This window comes from Leptolyngbya subtilissima AS-A7 (assembly GCF_039962255.1).
GTDB lineage: Bacteria > Cyanobacteriota > Cyanobacteriia > Phormidesmidales > Phormidesmidaceae > Nodosilinea.
In genome coordinates this window covers 481,523-503,660 of the sequence record NZ_JAMPKY010000003.1, presented here as the reverse complement: position 1 = coordinate 503,660, position 22,138 = coordinate 481,523, and the positions used below count along the sequence as shown (strand labels likewise).

The following is a 22,138-nucleotide window of genomic DNA, read 5'->3' as shown; positions in this document are numbered from 1 at the left end:
AACAGCAAAAGGCCCGACCACCCAATAAACACAAAGCGATCGCGCTTTAGCCAGTCGTCAAGGACGTCGAACCATCCTCGCTCGGCTTGCGCGCGTCCCATTGCTATGGTCATACGCTAATCTCCGTAACTATCTAACAACAAGGTATATACACGGAAGATGATGCCGCTACTTCTAGCCCATAAACAGTCGACTGACCCAGTCAACCAACTATTCATAGATTATGAGTAGTGTTTACTATTCTTTACCGTACGTATCATTATAAGGGGTATTTTTAGGAGGGCCCATTGGGGAACCTAGATTATCTTTAAATTTCAACAGTTTTGATAAGTATTTTTGCTTACCTTTTGAGGAATGAATTTAGATTGTTCTAGTTCAAACTTATTCCTTTAAAGTGCTGTAGCTTGGCCCAAGTGTTAAAAGGGACAAGCGGCATTTCCTCACTCTGATTAGGGCTGTAGCTGTCCAATGCTAGACAGCAAGCTACTAGCTATCACCCACACAGATAGCTCTTTACTCTGTCAGAGCTGTAGTTGTCGAGTAGGAACCTTTACACTCTATATATAGATAGGCAAGCTTAGATCAAGCCACCTGCGTCTCTAAATATTCTGTTTACTGAGTAGTAGTCAACCATGTTCACGATCGAGTTAACGCTGAAACACACGCCAATGCCCCTTTCCGTGCAAAAGAAGGAACCAAGTGAGGCACAGGCTCTTTTTGGCTCAATTACAGAGAGCCTACGCAACAGCAATGGCCATCTAATCGAAATCACCTGCGACCAACAGCCTCACAAACGCATCAGCGTCTTGGGTAGCGAGATTGCAGCCGTTCAAATTTTTGAGAAAAGCGGTACGGCTACAGCATCAGGTCGCCCACCGGGGTTCTTCTCCTTAAGTAGCGATCAGTAAGCGATCGCTGCTTAAGGAGTCAAGATCAGTGCCTAGTAACATTGCTTCAGCTCAAGAGCCTAGTGCCATTTGGGTCAATCAGTTGCAGTTTCAATGGCCATCGGGGCTGTCAGTTCTGCAAAATTGTTCGCTCGCGGTGCAGCCTGGTGAGTTCTGCATGCTGCTAGGCAACAACGGTAGTGGCAAGTCAACCTTGCTAAAGATCCTGGGAGGGCTGCTGAAACCTCAAGCGGGAGAGTGGTCGGTTGAAAAGCCCTTGGGGTTCGTTTTTCAGAACCCCGATCATCAGTTGGTAATGCCTACTGTGGGCGCCGACGTAGCGTTTGGCCTAGTGGATGAGCACCTTCCCTTAGCAGAGATTCGCAATCGGGTTGACGATGCATTGTCCGCTATCAATCTGTTGGAGCTCAAGCGTCGACCCATCTATGCCCTCAGCGGCGGGCAAAAGCAGCGGGTGGCAATTGCTGGGGCCATTGCCCGACACTGCCAGGTGCTACTACTAGATGAGCCTACTGCCCTACTCGATCCCGATAGCCAAATCGATTTGGTGAAACGGGTAAGAAATCTGGTTAAAGAGCGGGGGCTAACAGCTTTATGGGTAACCCACAGACTGGTGGAACTTGACTACTGCGATCGCGCCTTTCTGCTGGAAGCAGGGCGGGTACTGGATGAAGGCGAGCCGGCTCGCCTTAAGCAGCGGTTACAAAGCCAAGCCTAAATGTCTTCGATGGCTGTCTGGATCTATCTCTAGGCAGCCAAGTTTAGTCAGAGGCGGTGATACCAAAGATTCTTGGTAGAATGAGGGCTTGACTCATTTATTCAGGTTGTTATGGCTAAGCGCTCCCCTTTCGACAGTACGCAGGTTATGCGACGCACCGAAGACCTGATTCGGGCCGCTTCAAACCGCTACCGCATTACGGTACAAGTAGCTAATCGAGCCCAGCGGAGACGATTCGAAGACTTTGAAAACTACGAAGACCCAAAGATGAAGCCCGTGCTGCGAGCCATCATCGAGATGTCCGATGAGTTGACCCAGCCTGAGATTATTGGCGAGTAGTAACAGCAAGACCGGCCGCGTTCATGGGTGAGCGGTTTACGAAGGAAGGCAATGGGTGGCGGCTCGGCTGGGACGCCACCGCTCCTAAATACTGTGGGCTATTGGCTGGCTCTAATTGGGCTATAGAGTTAACCAAGACTGAGTTTCGTGCCTTTCGACGGTTAGCAATGGAAATAAGTGAAACTATGCAAGCGATTGCCAGCGAACTTATGGACGATGAACGCGTTACCTGTGAAGCAGAAGCCGACCACCTGTGGATAGAAGCAGAAGGCTTTCCAGAAGCCTATGGCATACGGTTTATTCTTAAGTCAGGTCGTCAATGCGAAGGTGAGTGGGACGTGGAGGCGACCCAGCAAATGTTGCAGGCCATCTTCCATTTCACAGTGTTTTGAGGGTTTTCTAGAACAGATTGCAACTTTCTCGGATTTCATCTGGCTATGTACCTCCCTGTGTTATTCTAGTTAAGCACGATCAAAAGACCGGGGCGTAGCGCAGCTTGGTAGCGCACCACTTTGGGGTAGTGGGGGTCGTGGGTTCAAATCCCGCCGCTCCGATATACAAAAAGCCTTGCCAGTTGGCAAGGCTTTTTGCTGTCTAGGATTTCCAGTTTTGGTCTGCCTATCTTTACGGAAGACCTAAGCGGTACACCCTAAAACGGGAAAGCCGTAGATAGTCTTGGACAGACTACCTACGGCGATCGCTCTCGTAACAACTTTAGACAAGGAATCCGTGCTTAGACTAGGGATCCGTGCGAAGCTCTTGAGGTTGCAGATAAGCAATCATTTCATCTACACCCCGTTGAATGCGTCGGGTAACGGTCATAGGGCTGACGCCGATTTTCTCAGCTACCTCTTTGCGGGACAGACCTTTGAAGAAGACAAACTCAATGGCAGTGCGGGTTTTAGCCTCAAGCTGGTTCAACGCCCGCTGGATTTGTTGACGATCTTCTTCCAAAGCTTGCATGAGTTGATAGTGACTGTCAGGTAGGGTCTCACCTAAGGTGATATTAGAGTCAACCTGCTGGCACACAGTTGCATCAAGGCTGAGGGGAAGGCGATTTTTGTGAGCCATTTTGACTTCGCGCCACTCTTTAACCGGTACACCCAGTGCCTCAGCCATTTCGCTATCGCTGGGGTTGCGGCCTAAAGAGCGCATCAGCTCCATCTGCAATTTTTGAGACTCTTTTTGTAGATCTTGCCAGCGGCGGGGAATCTTAACTGTAGTGCCGCGATCGCGCAGGAAGTGCAGCATCTCACCGCGAATATAGGGTACGGCGAAGGAGCTAAAGGCACAGCCTTGACCAGGGTTAAACCGCTCAATGGCACGAATCAAACCGATGTAGCCAATCTGCTCAAGATCTTCATAGGGCTCAGAACACTGGTGGCTGACGCGGTGGGCAATTTTGCGCACTAGTCCAGCATTGAGTTGCACCAACCGGTTACGCAGTTGTACAGAGGGAGACTGCTTGTACTGCATGAGCAGTTCCATGCCACGGGAGCGAATTGTCGAAGTTTGAGTAGCCATATCTGCGGGTGTCCTTACGAGAGCGGGTTCGCTGAGAACTGTCCTTATTCTCGGGATTGACACCGATATTCACCATCGTTGATCCACGGTACTCCGGCGGAAGGTCAACGCTAATCTCCGTAATTTTACGGGGCAAGAATCCGTAGTTCGAAGTGCAGCTAAACGCCTTTAATCTAGAGATGATGTTTGACTGTCATACTGAACTGAACTGATTGGCAATACCGCGAACTCGTTGATCTAAAAGGCCGGAAGAGCCTTTTTTTAGCGGCCAAAACCGGGCTAAGCTAGAGGCTGCGTCCAAGACATTACATCTCTTAACATCCCTCCGATTAGATTAATGGCTCTTAAGGCAGTTTTACTCGACTTCAACGGTGTCGTGATTAACGATGAGGCCATCCATGGGCGGTTGATTGAGGAGTTGCTCCTAGAAGAGAATCTTCGACCCAACCCCCAGGATCTGGCGGAATATTGCCTAGGCCGCTCTGATGCCGCTTGTCTCAGTGAGCTACTTACTCGTCAAGGACGAGTGATATCCGAGGGGTACTTAGAAAAATTGCTTGACCGTAAAGCTGCTCGCTACCGAGAAGTACTGACCGCCTTAGATCAACTGCCGCTATATCCAGGCCTCGATGATTTGATTTACCAAATTAGGGCAGCCCAGCTCAAGCTAGCTATTGTATCTGGAGCAAGGCGCGAAGAAATTGAAGCCGTCCTGACGCAGACAGCTTGGGGAAAGTATGTGGAGCTGATTGTTTCGTCGGATGATCTAACTATCGGAATTAGTAAGCCTTCCCCAGATGGATATTTACTCGCCATTGAACGCCTCAATCAGCAGTTTGCCGATTTAGCTCTACAGCCGACAGATTGCCTAGCCATAGAAGATTCCTTCGCTGGTATTGAAGCCGCTAAACGGGCAGGAGTACCCGTACTAGGCGTGGCCCATGTCTACCCGTACCAGATGATTCACCGTCGCGCTACATGGGCGATCGATCATCTCTACGAACTGAGCCTAGACTGGCTGAAACCCTACTACGGATCTGGGCCTGATAGAACCGAACAGGTTTCAGCGTAAATGTGGTCGGTGTTAACGCAGTGGGTAGCTCCGTGACTTAGGATGCCATACAAGAACGTTGTCCGCAAATCCTATCGTTCTTGTCTTGAGTCTGCTGTTACTGCACTTCCACAACCGCCATGACACATTCACTTACTACTCCTGACCAGGTTATTCAGCAGTTGAACTGGCGCTATGCTACCAAGCAGTTTGACTCAGGCCGCAAAATTTCTGATGACACATGGGCAGCCCTGGAGCAGAGTCTGGTGCTATCTCCGTCTTCCTTTGGGCTGCAACCCTGGAAGTTTTTCGTGGTGAGGAACCCGGCCTTGCGTCAGCAGCTGAAAGAACATGCCTGGGGTCAAGCTCAAGTTACCGATGCCTCTCACCTAGTGGTGCTGGCTATTAAGAAAGACGTGGGTAATACGGAGGTTGACCAGTTCGTAGAGCGCATGGCAACGGTGCGCCAGATGCCTGCCGAAACGCTTGATGGCTATGGCAACATGATCAAGGGTTTTTTGGCGGAGCCTCCTTACCCCATCACCATGGACAATTGGGCAACTCGGCAGGTTTATATTGCTTTAGGGTTTTTGATGTACTCTGCGGCCCTCCTCGGGGTTGATACTTGCCCAATGGAGGGCTTTGACCAACATAAGTTCAACGAGCTGCTGCAACTACCCGAGCAGGGCTATTCGGCGGTGGTGCTATGTGCAGCAGGCTATCGTGCCGACGATGACAAATATGCCACCTTACCTAAGGTGCGTTATGCTCCGGAAACCGTACTGGGATACTACGATTAGCCTAGTTTTTTGACTGACTTATAGAGCTGCTAGCTTCTCTAAATAGGGTTTTGCCAGGTAGAAGCTAGCAATAGATTTAGCGTCTACCGCTTCCCCAGCCAAAATCGCTTTCTCAAGCTGGGCGGGGGTAAGCCGCACGACTTCGATGTCTTCATCGTCATCGGCGTCGGGAGGCAACTCGATAGCATCTAGGTCAGTTGCTAGAAATGCATAAATAATTTCATCTGAGTAGCCAGGAGCCAAAGGAAAGTTGCCAATGGGTAGCCAAGTTTGAGCGCTGTGGCCGATTTCTTCTTGGATCTCTCGACGAATGGTTTCGGCAGGGGATTCATCAGCCTCGATTGTGCCGGCTGGAAACTCTAGCAGTCGCCCAAGCACCGCGAAGCGATACTGACGCACCATAATTAACTCACCACTGGCGGTTACGGGTACAGCTAAGGCCCCGCCAGGATGGCGAATGCATTCCCAGTCGCCTTCTGCTCGGTTTGGCAGGCGCAGGCGATTGACCTCAAAGTTGAACTTGCGACCCTCATAAAACAAGCGCTGCTTGAGCAGTTGAGGAGGCTCTTGACCCAAAGGCATAGGTAACGGCGAAGAAAGGGCGCAGGCGGTCAACCTATTGTAGCGGGCTGAGAGCGCGTAGATTAAGTGAGGGCGCCGATTGGGCCAAGTGGCTGAACTCCAGTAGGGTCAACAGCCTGACGTAGGGAGCGTATCGATTGACCACTGACAGGATCGCGCCAGTGCGGAGCAATCTCGGCTAGAGGGATAAGCACGAAGGCGCGCTCCCGCAGGCGGGGGTGGGGAACTTGTAGGGCTGGTTCAGTGATGATCGATTGGCCATAGAACAGCAAATCGAGGTCAAGGGTGCGTGGGCCCCACCGCTCACGACGCACTCGACCGAAGTGCTGTTCTATGGCTAGTAGCTGAGCGAGTAGGTCTTGGGCTGAGAGGGAGGTCTCGAGTAGAGCACAGGCATTTAGAATATCGGGCTGGGGGGGGCCAATGGCGACAGTTTTATAAAGGCTCGACTGCGCTATGACATCGATGTAGCGATTTTGATGCAGAGCCGTGAGGGCTTGCTGCAAAGTTTTTCGAGAGTCGCCCAAGTTGCTGCCCAGGGCGATCGCACAGGGTACAACCGTCATGCCCTAGCCCAGATGGGGCTGAAGCCGGGCCACCAGCTGGTCAGCTGGCAGCACGCCTTCGATGCGCTCTACGGGCTGCCCGGCTTTGAATAACACTAGCGTAGGCAGGGCTGCAATTCGATGTTGAGAGGCAATTTGCGGATACTTATCGGTGTCGATTTTGACAATTTTGAGCTGTCCTTTGAGCTGGCTGCTGACGGTGGTTAGAATGCCTGCCATCATTTGACAAGGGCCACACCAGGTAGCGTAAAAATCGACCAGCACGGGGCCTGAAGCTCCAGCCAGTAAGTCTTCAAAACTCTGAAACTGCTGTTTAACCGCCATTGCGTACTCCTTTGGTAACCGTATTACCTAAGCAACAGCATTGCCCATTTATTCAGCATAAGCTATCGATTTAGGAATCATTTTATTGTTCTAACTCACTATCCATTGGGCTGAGCCATGGGCAAAGAAAGATGGCATTAACTCGACTCGTCGGAAATTAGCTACACGGCCATCTGACGCAGGAAGATATCGAGGGCGGCGGCGACTTTCTCGGCCCAGTCCTCTTGGGCATAGTGACCAACTTCTTCTAGGGTTTGTAGTTCACCGTTGGGTAGGGTTTGAACGGCAGCCTCAGCTAGACTAACCGGCAGCCAAGGATCCTTTTGACCCCAGAGCACTAGGGTGGGGTGATCCCAGTGGGGCAAGGCTGCGGCGATCGCCTGACTGCTGGCTTCAATATCCATGCGGCGCACAGTGGTCATCAACGCCCGCCCCACGTCGGAGCTTTTTAGAAACGGACGGCGGTATACGTCTAAATCAGCGTCATCGATTTGGTAGGGGCCACCGCCTTCTAAGGTGCGATCGACCAAGAGCGGATCTTGGGTAATCATATCGCCAGCCAGGGGTAGGCCCATCTGGCGAATCTTCCAGGGCAATTTGGCACCAGGGCCAATGGGAGCATTGATCATGACCAGGCGATCGACTCGCTCGGGGTGCTGGAGGGCGTACTGAATACCGACGGAACCGAGGAATCCCTGGGCCACTAGATGCACCTGGGGTAGCTCTAAGGCGTCGATAAAACCACCCAAGGCGGAGGCCAAGGCAGCGGGGGTGTAGTCAAAGTCGCGGCGATCGGGTTTATCGGAGAAGCCATGGCCAAGCCAATCGGGGGCGATCGCTCGAAATCCCCGTTGGGCTAGAGTAGGCATGACCTGCCGCCAGCTGTAGCTTTGCGATACCAGACCGTGGAGCAGCAGTACTGGCAGCCGGGAGGAATCGCCTAGGGGCTGAAGGTCACGGTAGAACCAGGTTAGCCCGTTGACCGATATCGTGCGCTCTACGATCGCAGCATCTTGACTCATAGCCTTTCCTTAACCCAGCCCACCGAGCTTACCGCCCCACGGAATTGGAATCAACAGCGGCAACTTAGCCAGGCCAATCTCCCCAACTCAGCAGCGGTGATACCGCCACTGCCCCAAACTGGCTACAGTAATAAATAGAGAGGGATCCCCCTCCACTGTAATCTTGGGCAAAGGCTACCACTACAAAGCAAAATGAACTGGCAAGAGGTCTCCGGCAACTGGATTTTAGTGCCGCCTAACCCCACGGCGATCGTGCATTTTTTGGGGGGAGCATTTGTGGCAGCTGCCCCCAGTGTCACCTACCAATGGCTGCTAGAGAATCTGGCTCGGCAGGGTTATTTGGTGGTAGCAACGCCCTTTATCAACACCTTCGACCATGCAGCTATTGCCCAGGAAGTGCTGGTCACCTTCGGTCAAGCGCTGCGGTATCTCGACAAGCGAGGGCTAGCTGACTACCGGATGCCCATTTACGGCCTAGGGCACAGCATGGGCTGCAAAGTCCATTTGCTGATCAATAGCCTGTGGAAGGTAGAGCGCGCTGGCAATATCTACATGAGTTTCAACAACTACCCAGCCCGGCGAGCGATTCCCTTTTTAGAGCAGGTGGTGCAGTTTAACCCTGCCTTCAATATGGAATTTACCCCCGACCCTGAGGCTACTCTGGCTTTGGTGCGCGATCGCTATCCTGTGTCCCACAATCTGCTCATTAAATTCCGCAGCGATACTATCGACCAAACTCGTCCCCTGTCGGAGGTGCTGGTGCGACGGTTTCCTCAGTCCACTACCGTTCAAATTTTGCAGGGTTCTCACACTACCCCCATTGCCCAAGAGCTAAGCTGGCAGCCAGGAGAAGCCTTCAGCCCCCTCGATGCTTTGGGGCAATTTATGCGCCAGGAGTTTTATCGAGACCTGACTCACCTACGCCACCATTTGCTGACCTGGCTCAATCTTTCAAGTGTAATGGGTCAATAGGCGATGTAAAACTCTTGCCCTTAAGGCTTTTGCCAAGGTGGGGTTAGGCCTATGATGCAAAGGTGAGCTATCTAGCCGTTGCCTGCTTTGACTTACCAGCACACTAGCCAAATTGAAACCCAAACCGATCCAACGGCGCTAAAGTCGGTACTGGCGTGGTTTGACCAGTTTCAAGCAACGCCTATCCCCCACAACATTTGGCTTCAGTGTCAGCTCGCTCTAATTGAGGGATTTACCAACGCGGTGCGCCATGCCCACGCCGGGCTGCCCCTAGAAACCCCCGTTTGCATTGAAGTGTCGGTGAGCGATCGCACCATCGATATTCGCATTTGGGATCGCGGCCCCGGATTCGATTTAGCCTCAATGCTGAGGCACAAAATTAGCGTCAACACTCCTGACTCAGAGGGAGGACGGGGACTGAAGATCATGTACCTCGTCGCCGATCGCCTCACCTATGAACCTGCCCCCGACCAGGGGAACTGTCTACATCTGCACAAGACCTTTGCCCTATAGGATAACAATGCCTCTAGAGTGACACTATGGCTCTATCTGAAGTTTTCCTAGCGCTAATCCCATCTGTTCAAGGCTCCGGTCAGCTAACCGACTGGCTTATAGGCGGGCTGGTAAATACCCTGCTGCTGGCGATCGCCTGGCAGTTACCCAAAAAGCTGCTGACCCCCGCGGGCTACGGCCACGCCTGGATGCTAGGGGTGATCATTTGGGGCTGTCTAGGCTGGCGAGGCTACATCGTGATGATGGCTTACTTTCTGGCCGGGACAGCGGTTACCCGCCTAGGTAAAAGCCGCAAGGAGGCGGCGGGTATTGCTGAGGGGCGATCGGGGGTGAGAGGGCCAGAGAATGTATGGGGCTCTGCCCTAGCGGCGGCGGTCTGTGCCGGGGCGATCGCAATTCTCAGCGCCACCGCTAGCTTCGCCAGCCAAGCCCTCTGGTTACCGTTGCTAGCGCTGGCCTACGTCAGCAGCCTCAGCACCAAACTCTCCGACACCACCGCCAGTGAGGTGGGCAAAGCCTACGGTCGCCATACCTTTCTGATTACCTCGCTCAAGCCAGTACCAGCTGGGACCGAAGGGGCCGTTAGCCTAGAGGGCACCCTGGCTGGAGTAGCTGGGTCGGTGGTGATGGCGCTGGTGGGCTGGGCCGTGGGGTTCCTTAGCCTCTGGGGCATCATCATTTGTCTGGTGGCGGCCTTTGTAGCAACCACTGTAGAAAGCCTCATTGGAGCCACACTACAAACCCGCATACCTTGGTTAACCAATGAAGTCGTCAACGGTATGAACACGACTCTTGGTGCCCTGATTGGACTCTTGCTGGGCTTAGCAGGAACACAGATAAACCAGTGATGGAGATCGCGGCTAGAATTCCGTAGGTTTACAGATGACTGGTTCAAACCTGCATCAGGAACATCAAGCCATGACGCTACTCCTCTCTCTAGCGCTTACCAAAATCCGGAAAGTTTTAGGAATTTTTATACAATCCTCACAAACTTTTGTCTTGAGTTTGGAAAAGTTCCGTGAATTTTCGTAATCCTAAGTTCCGTGGGTCCTCTGTCGATGGTCATTGCTAGCTTCAGCCTTAATAGATTTAGGCTTTGCTATGTTGTAAAGCGGGCCTGGGTCATTCATGTTGTTTAGGGAGCGTCTAACCCTCAGGTTATTTACATGCCTGAGGACACAACGATAACTGTTATGCAAACTTCACTAGAGCACACGGTTCGTTCTCACCCCTCGGTTCTTGCTATTGGAGCGATATCGCTAGCTATTTTGATCATTTTTCAGGCCCTTGACACAGGGTCAGCTGCTAGCGCCAAAAGCCGAGACGAATTTCCAGGCCGACGCCAGGGTGGCGGCACCCACTGGGTGACTCCGCTTCAACCTAGCGACTACTAGTGAAGAACAATCGCCCCGTGCCATCTATCGCGACGGCGGAAGCAGATTAGCAATAGAGATATTGAAATCAAATATCAATCAAAGGCGGCAGTCCCAAATATAGGGACTGCCGCCTTTGACTTGTATTACAAAAGCCAAAGCCAGCATCACTATCAGCCTTAGCTGTTAGGCTACAGGGGCGATCGCGAGCAACTACCCGACGAGAGCTACACAACTCAATCTGGGCATGCTTAACAAATGTCCTTCACCTCGATTGGCTTTCCGGTTAGGGCACTGGGTGTGCTAGCTGAGAGATTCTTCGTCATTTAGTTTCTGTCTTCAAAGGCCCAGCGATTGTGAAAGCGACGCTCAACAGAATAAACCACCGACTGCGGCGCCGGGTGGTTCCCCAAGTGCTCCACTGGTGGGGAGCGACCCCACTGACCACCGGAGGCAAGATTGTACTGTTGGCCAGTTTAATGGCCAGCGCCCTAGTGACCAGCGCCAAAGTATTGACCGTTTTAGAACCGGCTGAGCTCTTTCTCTTCGACCATCTGGTGCGAACGCGCCCTAGCCAAGACCTCGACCCTCGCATGACAATTGTGGGCATTACCGAGGCAGATATTCGCCAGTACGGCTGGCCCCTCAGTGACGAGCTATTAGCCGATGTCATTAAAACTCTGCAAGTTCATACCCCAAGGGTGATAGGGCTAGACCTCTACCGCAGCACGCTGAGTCCGTCTGGGTCGGCTGACCTGATCGAAGCCTTAGCCGCCCCCAACCTGATGGCCATCATGAATGTGGGCAGTACCCAGGGCCAGGGCGAAGTGCCTCCCCCGCCCACCATTGAGCCAGAGCGGGTCGGCTTCAACGATTTTCCCATCGATTCTGACGGCATTATCCGCCGCAACTTGGTTTTCGTGCGCAGTCCTGACGGTGGCTACTATTCCTTCGCCCTGCGGGTGGTTATGGCCTACAAGGGCTATGCATCCGAGGCTTTAACTGCTGAGGCAAATCACCTCTACCTGGGCGATCGGGCTATTCTAGTGCTCTCTGCCCGAGATGGTGGCTACCAAAACGTAGACAGCAGAGGCTACCAAATTTTGCTGCGCTATCACGCTGACCAGATGCCAGCTCGCCACATCTCCATTAGCCAAGTACTCAGCAAACAGTTTGATCCAGCCTGGATTGACGACAATATCGTCCTCATTGGCACCACCGCCGCCAGCCTCAAAGACCGCTTCTACACACCCTTCAGCTTCAATCAAGACGGCGAACCGACCATGCCTGGGGTAGTCATCCACGGGCAGATGGTGCGCCAGCTGCTTGATATTCTTACCGGACAGCCCGCCAGCTACCGATTCCTGCCGCCCTGGGCCGAAGGACTTTGGCTTTGGAGCTGGTGTTTAGCCGCCGGCACCCTAGTTTGGGTCGTTAAGGGCCCTAGCGAGTTGCTGCTGACCTCCGGACTACTCCTGGGGGGCCTAGGAGTAGTTGGCTGGCTAGGGGTTAATGGATTAGTGTGGCTCCCCTTAGCCGAGCCGGCATTAGGAATGGTAATTGCAGCAGCAGTGGTTTTAGCTTACAAGCTGCTCTACCGCACCACCCATGACTCCCTCACCGGCCTGCCCAACCGCGAAGCCTTTATCAATACTATTCAGCAGGCTCTCTACCACCGACAAAATCCCGATCAGCCTGTGATAGTGGCGTTTATGGGTATCGATCGCTTCAAAGTAATCAACGAAAGTCTGGGGCACCAGGTGGGTGACGAGGTGCTGCAAATGATGGCTGGGCGACTGGTGCAGCACACACCTCCGGAGGCTCAAATAGCCCGGGTCGGAGGCGATGAGTTCGCCCTCCTACTCACCCAGCTCTCTAGCACCGCTGCCGGAGAACTGATGGATCAGCTTCAGTACGTCCTTTCAGAACCTCTAACCCTGCATGGCCAAAAATTGCCCAGCACCCTCAGCATTGGGGTAGCTATCAGCCAGCCGGGGTTAGAGCACAAACCGGCCGATCTGCTGCGCGACGCCCATACCGCCATGTACCGAGCCAAGGCCTTGGGCAAGTCGCGATTTGAGGTATTCGCGGCTGGTATGCTAACCGAAGCAGTCAACCGCCTTCAGCTCGAAAGCGACTTAATTAGCGCTCTTGACAACCACGAGTTTTTGCTCTACTACCAGCCAATCATCAATCTCAAAACGGGAGCACTGGCTGGGTTTGAAGCTTTAGTGCGATGGCACCAGAAAGATCGAGGCTTTGTTCTGCCCAGTGCATTCATTCCGGCAGCAGAGGAAACCGGACTAATCATGGCCTTAGGGCAGTGGATTTTTCGCGAGGCCTGTCAGCAACTGCACCAGTGGCACACCTTACTGCCCCAATATCGCCACCTGACTATGAGCATCAATCTCTCTAATCGTCAGTTTGGTCAAACTGATCTGGTCAGTCAAATCGAAGCCGCCTTAAAAGAAACCCAGGTTGACGGCCACTGCATTCGACTTGAAATTACCGAGAGCATGGTGATGGGCGATGTGGATGCCGCCATCGACCTGATGCTCAAGCTCAAGTCTTTAGACCTAAAGCTGGCTATTGATGACTTTGGGACCGGCTATTCGTCCCTCAGCTATCTGCACCGATTTCCTATGGATACTCTGAAGGTGGATAAGTCCTTCGTAGGGCGCTTAGAGAAAAGCAACGAAGATCGAGCCATTATCAACACTATCTTGACCCTCGGGCAAAAACTTGGCATGGAGGTGGTGGCTGAGGGAGTAGAAACCGCCACCCAGGTCGCCATGCTACAGCAGGAGGGATGCGACTATGGTCAGGGCTATTTTTTTGCCAAGCCTTTACCGGCCGATGAGGCTTTGAACTTACTCCGGCAGCACCAGCCCCTTGGGTGCTAAATCTTTGGCTTGGGGGTCATACTACCTCCCAGATCTTAGATAGAGCAGCTACTTACAACTGCTCCATGACGTAAACCAGCGGCCGCTTCTATTGCCAAAGCCCTGTGTTGGGGCTTTGGCAGAATCCTTATTCTGACCTATTAACTTCCATTCTCAACTGGTCTACAATGATCCCGATAGCAACCGCATATTTTCCTTCAACTTCAACAAAATCATATTTGTTCAGCGGTTCCGCTCAGGAATCGGCCTGGAGAGTTAGTTAAATTCCTTCATTGATTTATAGATGCCGATGTCTGTTGGCGAAGCCACGTTTAGAACAGCTGTGCTTGAGTCAGAACTCCCCGTACTGGTTCATTTTTGGGCTCCTTGGTGTGGGCTCTGCAAGCTCATTATCCCAGTGTTGCAAAGCTTTCAGGCTGAGTGGGAGGGCCATATTAAGCTAGTCGATGTTAATGCCGATGAAAACTTGCGTCTAGCCAACGCTTACCGGCTCTCAAACCTGCCGACGCTGCTGATATTTGAGCAGGGCGAGGTGCGTCAACGAGTAGAGTCATTTCGCGGCAAGGATGATCTACGGCTGGTACTTGACGCCTTTATGCGCAAACGAGAGTTGACCTACGATATTCCCCGACTGGTACGTATCTATCCCTAGCCCTCAATGACAGAACAGTGCTCCATCCAGCTGTAGCAGTCTGCTTTGATGTTGTCGGGCTAACTGTCAGCAGGCAGGTCCAAATAGCCCTCTAACAGCAGATCATCTCCTAGGAGACGCCAACTAGTGCGCTTCAAGGCCAGGGCCTGACCCATGTTCTGAAGGCCCAAGTCACCAATAGGGCTTGGGGCAGCTACACCGCCTATCAGCTTAGGAGCCACAAAGGCCCAAAGCTTATCGATGACGCCATCTCGGATAGCCTGGGCTGCCAGAAAGCCGCCGCATTCCCACAGCACTGTGGCGCAGCCGCGCTGGTAAAGGTGCTCCGTGACTAACCGAGGGGCGAGTGCCGGTAGCGTGACGACATCTACTCCCCTGGTGGCTAAAGCCTGTCGATGTGCTGGGTCGGCATCAGGTCCAGTAAAAACTGTAGTTGGTGCGTCTTCCGTACGCCACAGGTTGGCCTCAGGGGGAAGTTCGAGGCGCCGGCTCATGACGACACGCAGAGGGTTATGGGGGCTATGACCATGGCTAGTTAAGCGAGGGTTGTCGTGACGAACGGTGTTGCCGCCAACAACTACCGCATCGCAGGTGGCGCGCAGCTGGTGTACGGCAGCGCGAGCTGTGGGCCCTGTTACCCAAGCACTGTGGCCGCTGACGGCGGCAATCTTGCCGTCTAAGGTCATGGCATACTTCAGCAGGCCTAGGGGGCGCTGGCGAGTTATTCGCTGCACGAAGGCCTCATTGAGTTGTCGGCAGGCTTCTTCTTCAACTCCAACGATGACCTCAAGACCGGCCTGGCGAAGCCGCTGAATGCCTGAGCCCGACACCCTGGGATCGGGATCGACCATCCCGACGCATACCCGACGCACACCCGCTCGGATCACCGCTTCTGTACAGGGGGGAGTGCGCCCAGTGTGATTACAGGGTTCTAGGTTGACATAGAGGGTGGCGTCTTGGGCACGGGCTCCGGCCTGAGCTAGGGCAAACACCTCAGCGTGGGGTTGCCCAGCTTGTGGATGAAAACCTTCTCCAACCACTAAACCCTGCTGCAATACCACACACCCCACCATTGGATTAGGAGCTGTTTGACCGGCCGCGAGCCGAGCCAGTTCTAGGCAGCGCTGCATCCAACGAGTGTGCTCGTCTCTGGGGATAGACGAGCCAGTAGAAGTAAGAGATAAATCGAGCACGGGAAACTCCTAGACCACAGGGCCATGGGTAGATTGGGCAGGGGCAGCGATCGCCCTTTAGGCAGCACCTAACACGGCCGTGGGGTTAGGGTAAACTAAGCCTATCCACTAGGTGAGTGTGAGCGAGTGAGTGTAATTCCTCCTGTTGATCTTACGGAGCAGTTTCGAGCAATTCAATCTGATGTGAATGCTGCCGTGGCCGAGGTGCTAGCCTCTGGACAATACATCAATGGACCTGTCGTCGAAACCTTTACCCAAGCCTTTGGAGACTATGTAGGCACGAAGCACTGTATTGGGTGCAACTCTGGCACGGACGCTTTGTATCTGGCTTTGCGGGCTTTGAACATTGGCCCTGGCGATGAGGTAATTACTTCGCCCTTTACGTTTATTGCCACGGCGGAAGCGATTAGTGCCGTGGGGGCAACGCCGGTGTTCGTCGATATTGACCTCGACACCTTCAATATAAATGTGGCCAAAATTGAGGCCGCTGTTAGCGATCGCACCCGAGCTATCATGCCCGTGCACCTGTTTGGTCGCCCCGTAGATATGGGGCCAATCATGGATTTAGCTGCCCGCTACGACCTGACGGTGATCGAAGACTGTGCCCAAGCCACTGGCGCGGAGTGGATGGGGCAGCAGGTCGGTCGGATTGGGCATGTGGGCTGCTTTAGCTTTTTTCCCACAAAAAACTTGGGGGGCTGTGGCGACGGCGGGGCCCTTACGACCAACGACGACAATCTAGCAGCCACCGCCCGGATGCTGAGTGAACACGGCAGTCGGGTGAAGTATCACCACGAGGCCATTGGGGTTAACAGTCGTCTCGACTCGGTGCAGGCCGCGATTTTGGCCATTAAACTACGCCACCTCGATCGCTGGAATCAGCAGCGATCGCAGGTAGCCGATCGCTACCACCACCTGCTAGCTCCGGTCACCGAAGTCGTGCGGCCTGAGTCTGTGACCTTTGGCCGCTCGGTGTGGAATCAGTACACCCTGCGTCTAACCCAGGCCACTGCTGAGGGCCAAGAGCGCAACCAGGTACAGCAGCTGATGCGAGAGGCCGGAGTGATCTGCATGGTGTACTACCCACTGCCTCTGCACCTACAGCCCGTTTACCATAGCCTGGGGTATCAGCCAGGCGATCTTCCCCAGGCAGAAACCGCGGCCCAGCAGGTGTTGTCATTGCCCATGTTCCCCGAACTGGGGGAGGCAGCTCAGGATCAGGTGGTGCAAACGTTGAAATCTGTGTTGGCTGAGGTAGGACTTAAGGCCGCCCAGTATTGCTAACCTCGCTGCCACAATCTACTGGCCAGAATCCCGACGAGCCCTTGAATCTCTCACTGGGCTTAGTCGGATTTGTTTGTAGTTTTATATACTATATTTAAGGTAGATTAACCCAGCTTAGGGGTTCTCGATCGCCGCTTGCCTCAACGTGCTATTTGCTCGTTGATGGCATTCCTAAACCAGCGATAGCCCCACCCGCTAGGGCAGCACCGCACAGTAATGTAAGGGGCAGGTGGCACAGTGGCAACGACAGATCCGGCTTTGATGGGCACCTACGATGCAGCGGCGATCGCCCGCTACTTTCGCTGGCGGGTGGGCACCCTGACCTGGAGAATTTTACAGATTTCGTGGTGGTTAGGCACCTTCGTGCTGGGCCTGCAGATGGATCAGTGGTTCGGCCGGGAAGAGCAAAATCGCCCCCGCCGAGCAATTCAGCTGCGTCAGGTACTGACCAACCTGGGGCCAACGTTTATTAAGGTCGGTCAGGCGCTTTCTACCCGGCCCGACCTGGTGCGACAAGACTTTCTCGACGAGCTCACCAAGCTGCAAGACCAGCTGCCGCCTTTTCCCACCGCCAAGGCGATGGCGATTGTCGAGGCAGAACTCAACTACAGCCCTGAAGAAATTTTTAGTGATCTATCGGCTCTACCGGTGGCCGCAGCTAGCCTGGGGCAGGTATATCAGGGGCGGCTGTTTACCGGAGAGGAAGTCGCTGTCAAGGTGCAACGGCCCTACCTACGGCCGGTTCTATGCCGCGACCTGTATTTGATGCGCTGGGCCGCGCGCTGGTTGGGCAACTTTTTGCCCCTCAACCTAGGGCACGATCTGACCCTGATTGTGGATGAGTTTGGTACCAAGCTGTTTGAGGAAATTGACTACCTCAACGAAGGTCGCAACGCCGAGCGATTTGCTGCCAACTTCAAAGATGACCCCACGGTGAAGGTGCCCGTTATCTACTGGCCCTACTGTAGTCAGCGGGTACTCACCCTCGAGTGGATCGACGGCTGCAAGCTCACCGACACGGTCTCGCTCAAGGAGGACAACCTTGACCCCGATCGCCTGATCGAGATTGGGGTGACAGCAGGGCTGCGCCAGCTGCTGGAGTTTGGGTTTTTCCATGCTGACCCTCATCCTGGCAACCTGTTTGCTTTAGCCGACGGGCGCATGGCCTACATCGACTTTGGCATGATGGATCAGCTTGACCAGGTCACGAAAGAGACCCTGGTAGATGCGGTCGTACACCTGATCAACCAGGACTTCGACAGCCTGGGACGAGACTTCGTTAAGCTGGGTTTCCTCACACCTGAAACTGACCTGGGCCCGATTATTCCTGCCCTCCAACGGGTATTGGGTAGCGCCCTGGGCTCTAAGGTGAGCGATTTCAACTTCAAGACTGTCACCGATCAGTTTTCAGAGCTGATGTACGAATACCCCTTCCGGGTACCCGCCAAGTTTGCCCTAATCATTCGCTCGCTGGTCACCCAGGAGGGTTTGGCTTTAAGCCTCAACCCCAACTTCAAAATTATCAATGTGGCCTATCCCTATGTGGCCCGTCGCCTGCTGGTGGGTGAAACCCCGGCCCTGCGTCAGCGTCTGCTGGAGGTGTTGTTTCAGGACGGCCAGCTCCAGTGGCAGCGGCTGGAAAACATGCTGGCGATCGCCCAAGGAGACACTGGCTTCGATCTGCTGCCCACAGCGGGGATGGGCATTCGCTACCTGATGTCTGAGGAAGGGATGCACCTGCGCCAGATGATTGTGCTGGCCCTGACGGAGGACGACCGGCTGCATACCCAGGAGGTGCAGCGGCTGTGGTCGTTGGTGAAGGACGATATCACCCTTGACCGTGTGCTGGGGGTGGCTTGGGGAGCATTAACCAGCTATTCCCTGGAGCGGGCAGAGCAGTTGGTACCGGTCGTTGGCGATCTGCGCCAGGTGCTGCGACCTTAACCCTGAGGCAAGTTCAGCTAGGCCATGTCTAGGGTTAAATGGGTAGGGAGTAAGGGTTAGGGGCAGCTCTCCCCTATAATTTGGAAAAGTAAACTATTGTTTCGTTTTTCTAAACCCGTGTATCCACAACCGCCCTACGTTTTGTTTTTTGCTGGTTTTTTGGCCGCTGTGACTTCGGGCTATGCCTTTAGCACCGCTTTGCAGCAGTCGGTTAACGAATGGAACAGCAAACGCTCCACGCGCATTCTGGCTACCATGCGCGGCCCTCAGCTGCAGATTCCTTTTTTTGGCATCTGTGCCGGGGTCTGCGTTTTTTTGGCTTCGGGCATCGAGCTGTTTGGCTTTTCGGCTAAGGCCGCCTACGCCATGGGGGTACCGATGACCCTGCTCAGTGGTCTGCTGATCTGGTCACAGCTAGGCAAAATTTTGGTGCTGATTGAAGAAGGCGGCTCTAAGGCCCTGGATCTGGACATGTTTTAGGGGGTTTAGCCCTAGCTATAAACGCGATCGCAGTGCACTAAGTTGCTAAGCCTGTCTTCATTTGGGGTAGGGTAACCATCACCTTAGTGCCAGTAGCAGCGGTGATGGTGAGCTGTTCCTGGTTGGCTTCTACAATGCGTTTGGCAATTGTCAATCTTAAGTCACTCGCCGCAACAGCTACCCAAGGAATTTGAACCCCAAAAGAACCGGATTGAGGGAGTCGCGCACCTCATAGATAACCATGGCGGCCAGGCGGACTTGGACTGCCTTGGAAGCTCTGCGATCGCTTGATCTTTCAGCTAGGCCGGCTTGTAGCGTTCGTCAGCCAAAATCAACAGCCCCAGCCGCATCTCAAACTAGCGCGATCGGGCAGGAGGGCTGTCCGATCGCGGTTAGGGTAAGCTGAGGCATTTCACCGAAGCCGCCCGCTTGGGTGCCATCCAGATCGCAGAGCGCCTCACTGAGAATCACCGGGTGGTTTGGCTGTTTTAGCGGTAGCCGTTCAGCATATCGTCCCTGAGAATAGCCAGAACCAGAATTACGTCTCAATCATGACAACTAACAAGACACGGTAGGCAATACGTTTAGATAGCCTAGCCGTTAAGAAATCACCGAGAGATTGTAGTGTTGGGCAAGGCCGGGTCATTCTAAATCTGGCGCTACTAGAGATCTTTTTGGATTTTTTGAGCACAATACTAGCATTCGTGCCGAGGCAGCCTGTAAAGTTGCCTGCCGACCGCAGTTAATGACCGCACCCTGAGAGACATACCCATGGGGCCCTCTGACCATCTACCCAATCTCGCCACTTCGCAGCCTGAGCCTCAGTCGGCTGAGGCTATTTTGCGGATCTTGGGCCACGACCTCGAGACCCTGCACCACCAGGTCTCAAGCTATCTATCAGAGGACATCGCCCATCTCCAGGCCAAAAAGCAGCGGCTGATGGCCGACATTGAGGCTCTGGAGGGAGATTTTGAAACCCTTCAGGCACAGCATCGGCAGTTGCAAACTACCTACGCCGAGGGGTTGAGCCAGCAGCAAATCGCCCAGCAGCAGGCTTGGGCCAAACGCCTGGCGATCGCCCTGGCCACGCACCTGCAAGGACGGCTCGAAACCGCCCTGACCAACACTCACCCCAATGCCCTTCAGGCCACCCCCTATGAGGCCGCAATTCCTCCGCTGGCTAATGCTAGCCAGCGCCTGGCCGCCCTCGACGCAACGCTCCAAAGCACCCTAGCTTCTCTACAACAAGATCTGACTAGCTATCAGAGCAACATCTCTCAACAACTCAGCCGCATGCAGAGTGTTGAACAGCAGGGGGAAGCCATCTTAGAAGCCCTGGTCGCTCGGCTGAGCCAGCAGCTGCAAAGCCAAATGGTGCCTCCTCCAGGAACCACCGCCCCCAGCCGAAACGGATATAGCACTCTGCCCCTCAAGCCTGGCAGCTTAACAGAACCGGCACTACCCCCCAATTCCTACCGAGGGCTCCAGTCCGACCCAAGCTACCCAGGGTCAGAATCTACTCCCTCTGGCTACGCCCCACCATCGCAAGCCATCGCGCAGCACCCCTCAGCAGCTCTGCTGCGATCGCAGCCCAACCCCGCAGAAACTGCGCCTTCGGAGAACAGGCGCCGCTCCTCCCCCACCGATCTCCAACTAGGGCTGCTGATGGTGGTGCTCTCGACGTTGGCCCTGTCATTACATAACGTCATTGTGGGTGTAATCGGCTACGGCGGACAGCTGTTGGGGCGCATTCCCATGGCGGAGGTTTTGTCCTTAACGATTCCTAACTCGCTGCTGCTGCTGTGGTTGCGCATGGTGGTAGTCGTACCTCTGCTGGCGCTGGTAGCCCCTCGCCTCTATCCCAACGTCGGCAACGATATACGCCAAATCTTCCACCGCGATCAAAGGCGTCCCCTAGTACAAGTAATCGCCAGTGGCTTCTTCTTATTTTTGTCGCAGGTGCTGATCTACAAAGCGATCGCCGATGTCGGCCCCGGCGTAGCGGTGACGCTGCTGTTTATGTATCCACTGATCACGGTGCCGCTGGCTTGGTTCTTGTTCGGCGATCGCCCTACACCCCTGCGCCTGGTGGTGATGTTTGCCATCACCATGGGAATTGTATTCACCGCCCTGCCCCGGATCTACACCGACCTCAGCGGCAACGGCGTATCGCTGTGGGGGGTAGGGGCTGCACTGCTGGCTAGCGTTGCCTTTTCGCTATTTTTGATAGCCATGCAGCTCTGCTTTAAACGGCTGCACCCAGTCTCAGCAAGTCTGCTTCAGTTTTCAACTATCTTTATTCTCACCAGTGTGATTTTGATCGTGGGGTCTTTCTTCGGCCTCGACCCTGGTGAGCCCACTCGTTCCCTGGGCCTCTATGTCGGAGCTGGGCTGCTGGGGCTGCTAACGCTGCTGGGCTACCTCTTCAACAACTACGGCGTTAAGTTGCTTGGGGCATCTCAAGCCTCGATTGTGGCCGCCAGCGGGCCGGTGGCGACCGCTATTTTGGCCTACTTAATTACCCCTGGCGAAAAGTCAGCGCTGCTGTTTATCCAGTGGATGGGCGTAATTTTGGTCACCCTAGGGGTGATTTCTTTAAGTTTAGAACGACTGGCCAGCCAGCGACGCCAGGCCAAACGACGCAGTGCCGTGCCCCCCAATACAGGGCAATGGCCCTAGCTCAGCAGCAGCTCAAAGCACACCAGGCAGAATTCAGCGCGAGCACAACCGCCGGTTCTAAAAACTGGCGGTTGTGCGGCTTGACCACGCCAACTTCTCAACCTACCGATCAAAGCCGCCAATTTTGGTGGCTCGATCGCGCCAACCTAAAACGGCCTTCAAAACAAGCTAGCCAAAACCTCAGATTGACCAAGGTAGGAAAGCTAAACCAATTAAAACGGAGAGAGAGGGATTCGAACCCTCGTTAAGGTCACCCCTAAACAGCATTTCCAGTGCTGCGCCTTCAACCGCTCGGCCATCTCTCCAGGGGG

At 54.1% G+C, this 22,138-nt stretch carries 22 protein-coding genes, 2 tRNA genes and 1 pseudogene; 16 read left to right on the top strand and 9 right to left on the bottom strand.

Translation table 11 applies throughout. From position 1 onward, the window contains the following. Nucleotides 1–113 (bottom strand): annotated as a pseudogene (locus tag NC979_RS09590) (photosystem II D2 protein (photosystem q(a) protein)); the annotation flags it as partial. A 519-nt stretch (nt 114–632) separates the two neighbouring features. On the opposite strand from NC979_RS09590, the gene NC979_RS09585 reads away from it, so the two are divergent. From NC979_RS09585 to NC979_RS09565, 5 genes are all read left to right on the top strand, one after another. Then, entirely contained in the window at nt 633–908 is a 276-nt protein-coding gene (locus NC979_RS09585; RefSeq protein ID WP_190514887.1) for a UPF0367 protein family, read from the top strand. Between the two features lie 28 nt (nt 909–936). Beyond that, complete coding sequence (locus NC979_RS09580; RefSeq protein ID WP_190514886.1) at nt 937–1,626, top strand: ATP-binding cassette domain-containing protein; 690 nt, start codon at nt 937–939, stop codon at nt 1,624–1,626. Nucleotides 1,627–1,737: 111 nt separating this feature from the next. Continuing rightward, nucleotides 1,738–1,965 (top strand): DNA-directed RNA polymerase subunit omega, encoded by a 228-nt coding sequence (locus NC979_RS09575; RefSeq protein WP_073610122.1) that lies wholly within the window; start codon nt 1,738–1,740, stop codon nt 1,963–1,965. A gap of 23 nt (nt 1,966–1,988) precedes the next feature. Continuing rightward, entirely contained in the window at nt 1,989–2,357 is a 369-nt protein-coding gene (locus NC979_RS09570) for a DUF1818 family protein (protein WP_190514885.1), read from the top strand. A gap of 88 nt (nt 2,358–2,445) precedes the next feature. After that, nucleotides 2,446–2,519, top strand: a tRNA-Pro gene (locus NC979_RS09565). A 184-nt stretch (nt 2,520–2,703) separates the two neighbouring features. Here the strand turns inward: NC979_RS09565 and NC979_RS09560 are convergent. Continuing rightward, a complete protein-coding gene (locus NC979_RS09560) occupies nt 2,704–3,489 on the bottom strand; it encodes an RNA polymerase sigma factor SigF (protein ID WP_190514884.1) in 786 nt (261 codons plus the stop codon). A gap of 337 nt (nt 3,490–3,826) precedes the next feature. Here NC979_RS09560 and NC979_RS09555 point away from each other — a divergent pair, with 337 nt between their 5' ends. Next, complete coding sequence (locus NC979_RS09555) at nt 3,827–4,561, top strand: HAD family hydrolase (protein ID WP_190514883.1); 735 nt, start codon at nt 3,827–3,829, stop codon at nt 4,559–4,561. 119 nt (nt 4,562–4,680) lie between these two features. Continuing rightward, nucleotides 4,681–5,340, top strand: coding sequence for an NAD(P)H-dependent oxidoreductase (locus tag NC979_RS09550; protein ID WP_190514882.1), 660 nt, complete (start codon nt 4,681–4,683; stop codon nt 5,338–5,340). Between the two features lie 18 nt (nt 5,341–5,358). Here the strand turns inward: NC979_RS09550 and NC979_RS09545 are convergent, their stop codons facing one another. The 4 genes from NC979_RS09545 to NC979_RS09530 all read right to left on the bottom strand — a co-directional run bounded on the left by NC979_RS09545 (nt 5,359) and on the right by NC979_RS09530 (nt 7,834). Continuing rightward, entirely contained in the window at nt 5,359–5,922 is a 564-nt protein-coding gene (locus tag NC979_RS09545) for an NUDIX hydrolase (RefSeq protein ID WP_190514881.1), read from the bottom strand. A 62-nt stretch (nt 5,923–5,984) separates the two neighbouring features. Further along, complete coding sequence (gene folK, locus NC979_RS09540; protein ID WP_190514880.1) at nt 5,985–6,488, bottom strand: 2-amino-4-hydroxy-6-hydroxymethyldihydropteridine diphosphokinase; 504 nt, start codon at nt 6,486–6,488, stop codon at nt 5,985–5,987. Between the two features lie 3 nt (nt 6,489–6,491). Beyond that, nucleotides 6,492–6,812, bottom strand: coding sequence for a thioredoxin (gene trxA / locus NC979_RS09535; RefSeq protein WP_190514879.1), 321 nt, complete (start codon nt 6,810–6,812; stop codon nt 6,492–6,494). Nucleotides 6,813–6,973: 161 nt separating this feature from the next. Beyond that, nucleotides 6,974–7,834 (bottom strand): alpha/beta fold hydrolase, encoded by an 861-nt coding sequence (locus tag NC979_RS09530; RefSeq protein WP_190514878.1) that lies wholly within the window; start codon nt 7,832–7,834, stop codon nt 6,974–6,976. A gap of 192 nt (nt 7,835–8,026) precedes the next feature. On the opposite strand from NC979_RS09530, the gene NC979_RS09525 reads away from it, so the two are divergent. The 5 genes from NC979_RS09525 (at nt 8,027) to NC979_RS09505 (ending at nt 14,247) form a co-directional block, all read left to right on the top strand. Further along, nucleotides 8,027–8,806 carry a DUF1350 family protein gene (locus NC979_RS09525; protein ID WP_190514877.1) on the top strand — a complete coding sequence of 260 codons (780 nt, stop codon included), beginning with the start codon at nt 8,027–8,029 and terminating at the stop codon, nt 8,804–8,806. Nucleotides 8,807–8,893: 87 nt separating this feature from the next. Then, complete coding sequence (locus NC979_RS09520) at nt 8,894–9,319, top strand: ATP-binding protein (RefSeq protein ID WP_190514876.1); 426 nt, start codon at nt 8,894–8,896, stop codon at nt 9,317–9,319. A gap of 26 nt (nt 9,320–9,345) precedes the next feature. Then, nucleotides 9,346–10,167 carry a TIGR00297 family protein gene (locus tag NC979_RS09515; RefSeq protein ID WP_190514875.1) on the top strand — a complete coding sequence of 274 codons (822 nt, stop codon included), beginning with the start codon at nt 9,346–9,348 and terminating at the stop codon, nt 10,165–10,167. Between the two features lie 881 nt (nt 10,168–11,048). Then, a complete protein-coding gene (locus NC979_RS09510) occupies nt 11,049–13,595 on the top strand; it encodes an EAL domain-containing protein (RefSeq protein WP_190514874.1) in 2,547 nt (848 codons plus the stop codon). 283 nt (nt 13,596–13,878) lie between these two features. Further along, complete coding sequence (locus NC979_RS09505) at nt 13,879–14,247, top strand: thioredoxin family protein (RefSeq protein ID WP_190514873.1); 369 nt, start codon at nt 13,879–13,881, stop codon at nt 14,245–14,247. Between the two features lie 59 nt (nt 14,248–14,306). Here NC979_RS09505 and ribD read toward each other — a convergent pair whose 3' ends face one another. After that, on the bottom strand, nt 14,307–15,440 hold the full coding sequence (ribD, locus tag NC979_RS09500; RefSeq protein ID WP_431191049.1) for a bifunctional diaminohydroxyphosphoribosylaminopyrimidine deaminase/5-amino-6-(5-phosphoribosylamino)uracil reductase RibD: 1,134 nt from the start codon (nt 15,438–15,440) through the stop codon (nt 14,307–14,309). Nucleotides 15,441–15,566: 126 nt separating this feature from the next. On the opposite strand from ribD, the gene NC979_RS09495 reads away from it, so the two are divergent. From NC979_RS09495 to NC979_RS09485, 3 genes are all read left to right on the top strand, one after another. After that, nucleotides 15,567–16,724 (top strand): aminotransferase class I/II-fold pyridoxal phosphate-dependent enzyme, encoded by a 1,158-nt coding sequence (locus NC979_RS09495; RefSeq protein ID WP_190514872.1) that lies wholly within the window; start codon nt 15,567–15,569, stop codon nt 16,722–16,724. Nucleotides 16,725–16,961: 237 nt separating this feature from the next. Further along, the gene (locus NC979_RS09490) at nt 16,962–18,668 is read left to right on the top strand and encodes an ABC1 kinase family protein (protein WP_431191048.1); all 1,707 of its coding nucleotides are present in this window, start codon (nt 16,962–16,964) and stop codon (nt 18,666–18,668) included. 117 nt (nt 18,669–18,785) lie between these two features. Then, nucleotides 18,786–19,148, top strand: a complete 363-nt coding sequence (locus NC979_RS09485) for a hypothetical protein (protein ID WP_190514871.1) — start codon at nt 18,786–18,788, stop codon at nt 19,146–19,148. 351 nt (nt 19,149–19,499) lie between these two features. Here the strand turns inward: NC979_RS09485 and NC979_RS09480 are convergent, their stop codons facing one another. Beyond that, nucleotides 19,500–19,697, bottom strand: coding sequence for a hypothetical protein (locus tag NC979_RS09480; protein WP_190514870.1), 198 nt, complete (start codon nt 19,695–19,697; stop codon nt 19,500–19,502). Between the two features lie 222 nt (nt 19,698–19,919). Between NC979_RS09480 and NC979_RS09475 the strand changes: the two genes are divergently transcribed. Beyond that, nucleotides 19,920–21,827 carry a DMT family transporter gene (locus NC979_RS09475; RefSeq protein ID WP_242023799.1) on the top strand — a complete coding sequence of 636 codons (1,908 nt, stop codon included), beginning with the start codon at nt 19,920–19,922 and terminating at the stop codon, nt 21,825–21,827. Between the two features lie 218 nt (nt 21,828–22,045). Here the strand turns inward: NC979_RS09475 and NC979_RS09470 are convergent. Further along, nucleotides 22,046–22,132 (bottom strand) — tRNA-Ser (locus NC979_RS09470). Between the last annotated feature and the right edge of the window lie 6 nt (nt 22,133–22,138).

Bases quoted from the DNA above. Each gene is read 5' to 3' on its own strand.
- NC979_RS09515 (WP_190514875.1), top strand. From the start codon at position 9,346: ATGGCTCTATCTGAAGTTTTCCTAGCGCTAATCCCATCTGTTCAAGGC.
- NC979_RS09575 (WP_073610122.1), top strand. From the start codon at position 1,738: ATGGCTAAGCGCTCCCCTTTCGACAGTACGCAGGTTATGCGACGCACC.
- NC979_RS09505 (WP_190514873.1), top strand. From the start codon at position 13,879: ATGCCGATGTCTGTTGGCGAAGCCACGTTTAGAACAGCTGTGCTTGAG.
- NC979_RS09550 (WP_190514882.1), top strand. From the start codon at position 4,681: ATGACACATTCACTTACTACTCCTGACCAGGTTATTCAGCAGTTGAAC.
- NC979_RS09475 (WP_242023799.1), top strand. From the start codon at position 19,920: ATGGGGCCCTCTGACCATCTACCCAATCTCGCCACTTCGCAGCCTGAG.
- NC979_RS09525 (WP_190514877.1), top strand. From the start codon at position 8,027: ATGAACTGGCAAGAGGTCTCCGGCAACTGGATTTTAGTGCCGCCTAAC.
- NC979_RS09570 (WP_190514885.1), top strand. From the start codon at position 1,989: ATGGGTGAGCGGTTTACGAAGGAAGGCAATGGGTGGCGGCTCGGCTGG.
- NC979_RS09585 (WP_190514887.1), top strand. From the start codon at position 633: ATGTTCACGATCGAGTTAACGCTGAAACACACGCCAATGCCCCTTTCC.
- NC979_RS09555 (WP_190514883.1), top strand. From the start codon at position 3,827: ATGGCTCTTAAGGCAGTTTTACTCGACTTCAACGGTGTCGTGATTAAC.
- trxA (WP_190514879.1), bottom strand. From the start codon at position 6,812: ATGGCGGTTAAACAGCAGTTTCAGAGTTTTGAAGACTTACTGGCTGGA.
- NC979_RS09530 (WP_190514878.1), bottom strand. From the start codon at position 7,834: ATGAGTCAAGATGCTGCGATCGTAGAGCGCACGATATCGGTCAACGGG.
- NC979_RS09560 (WP_190514884.1), bottom strand. From the start codon at position 3,489: ATGGCTACTCAAACTTCGACAATTCGCTCCCGTGGCATGGAACTGCTC.
- folK (WP_190514880.1), bottom strand. From the start codon at position 6,488: ATGACGGTTGTACCCTGTGCGATCGCCCTGGGCAGCAACTTGGGCGAC.
- NC979_RS09545 (WP_190514881.1), bottom strand. From the start codon at position 5,922: ATGCCTTTGGGTCAAGAGCCTCCTCAACTGCTCAAGCAGCGCTTGTTT.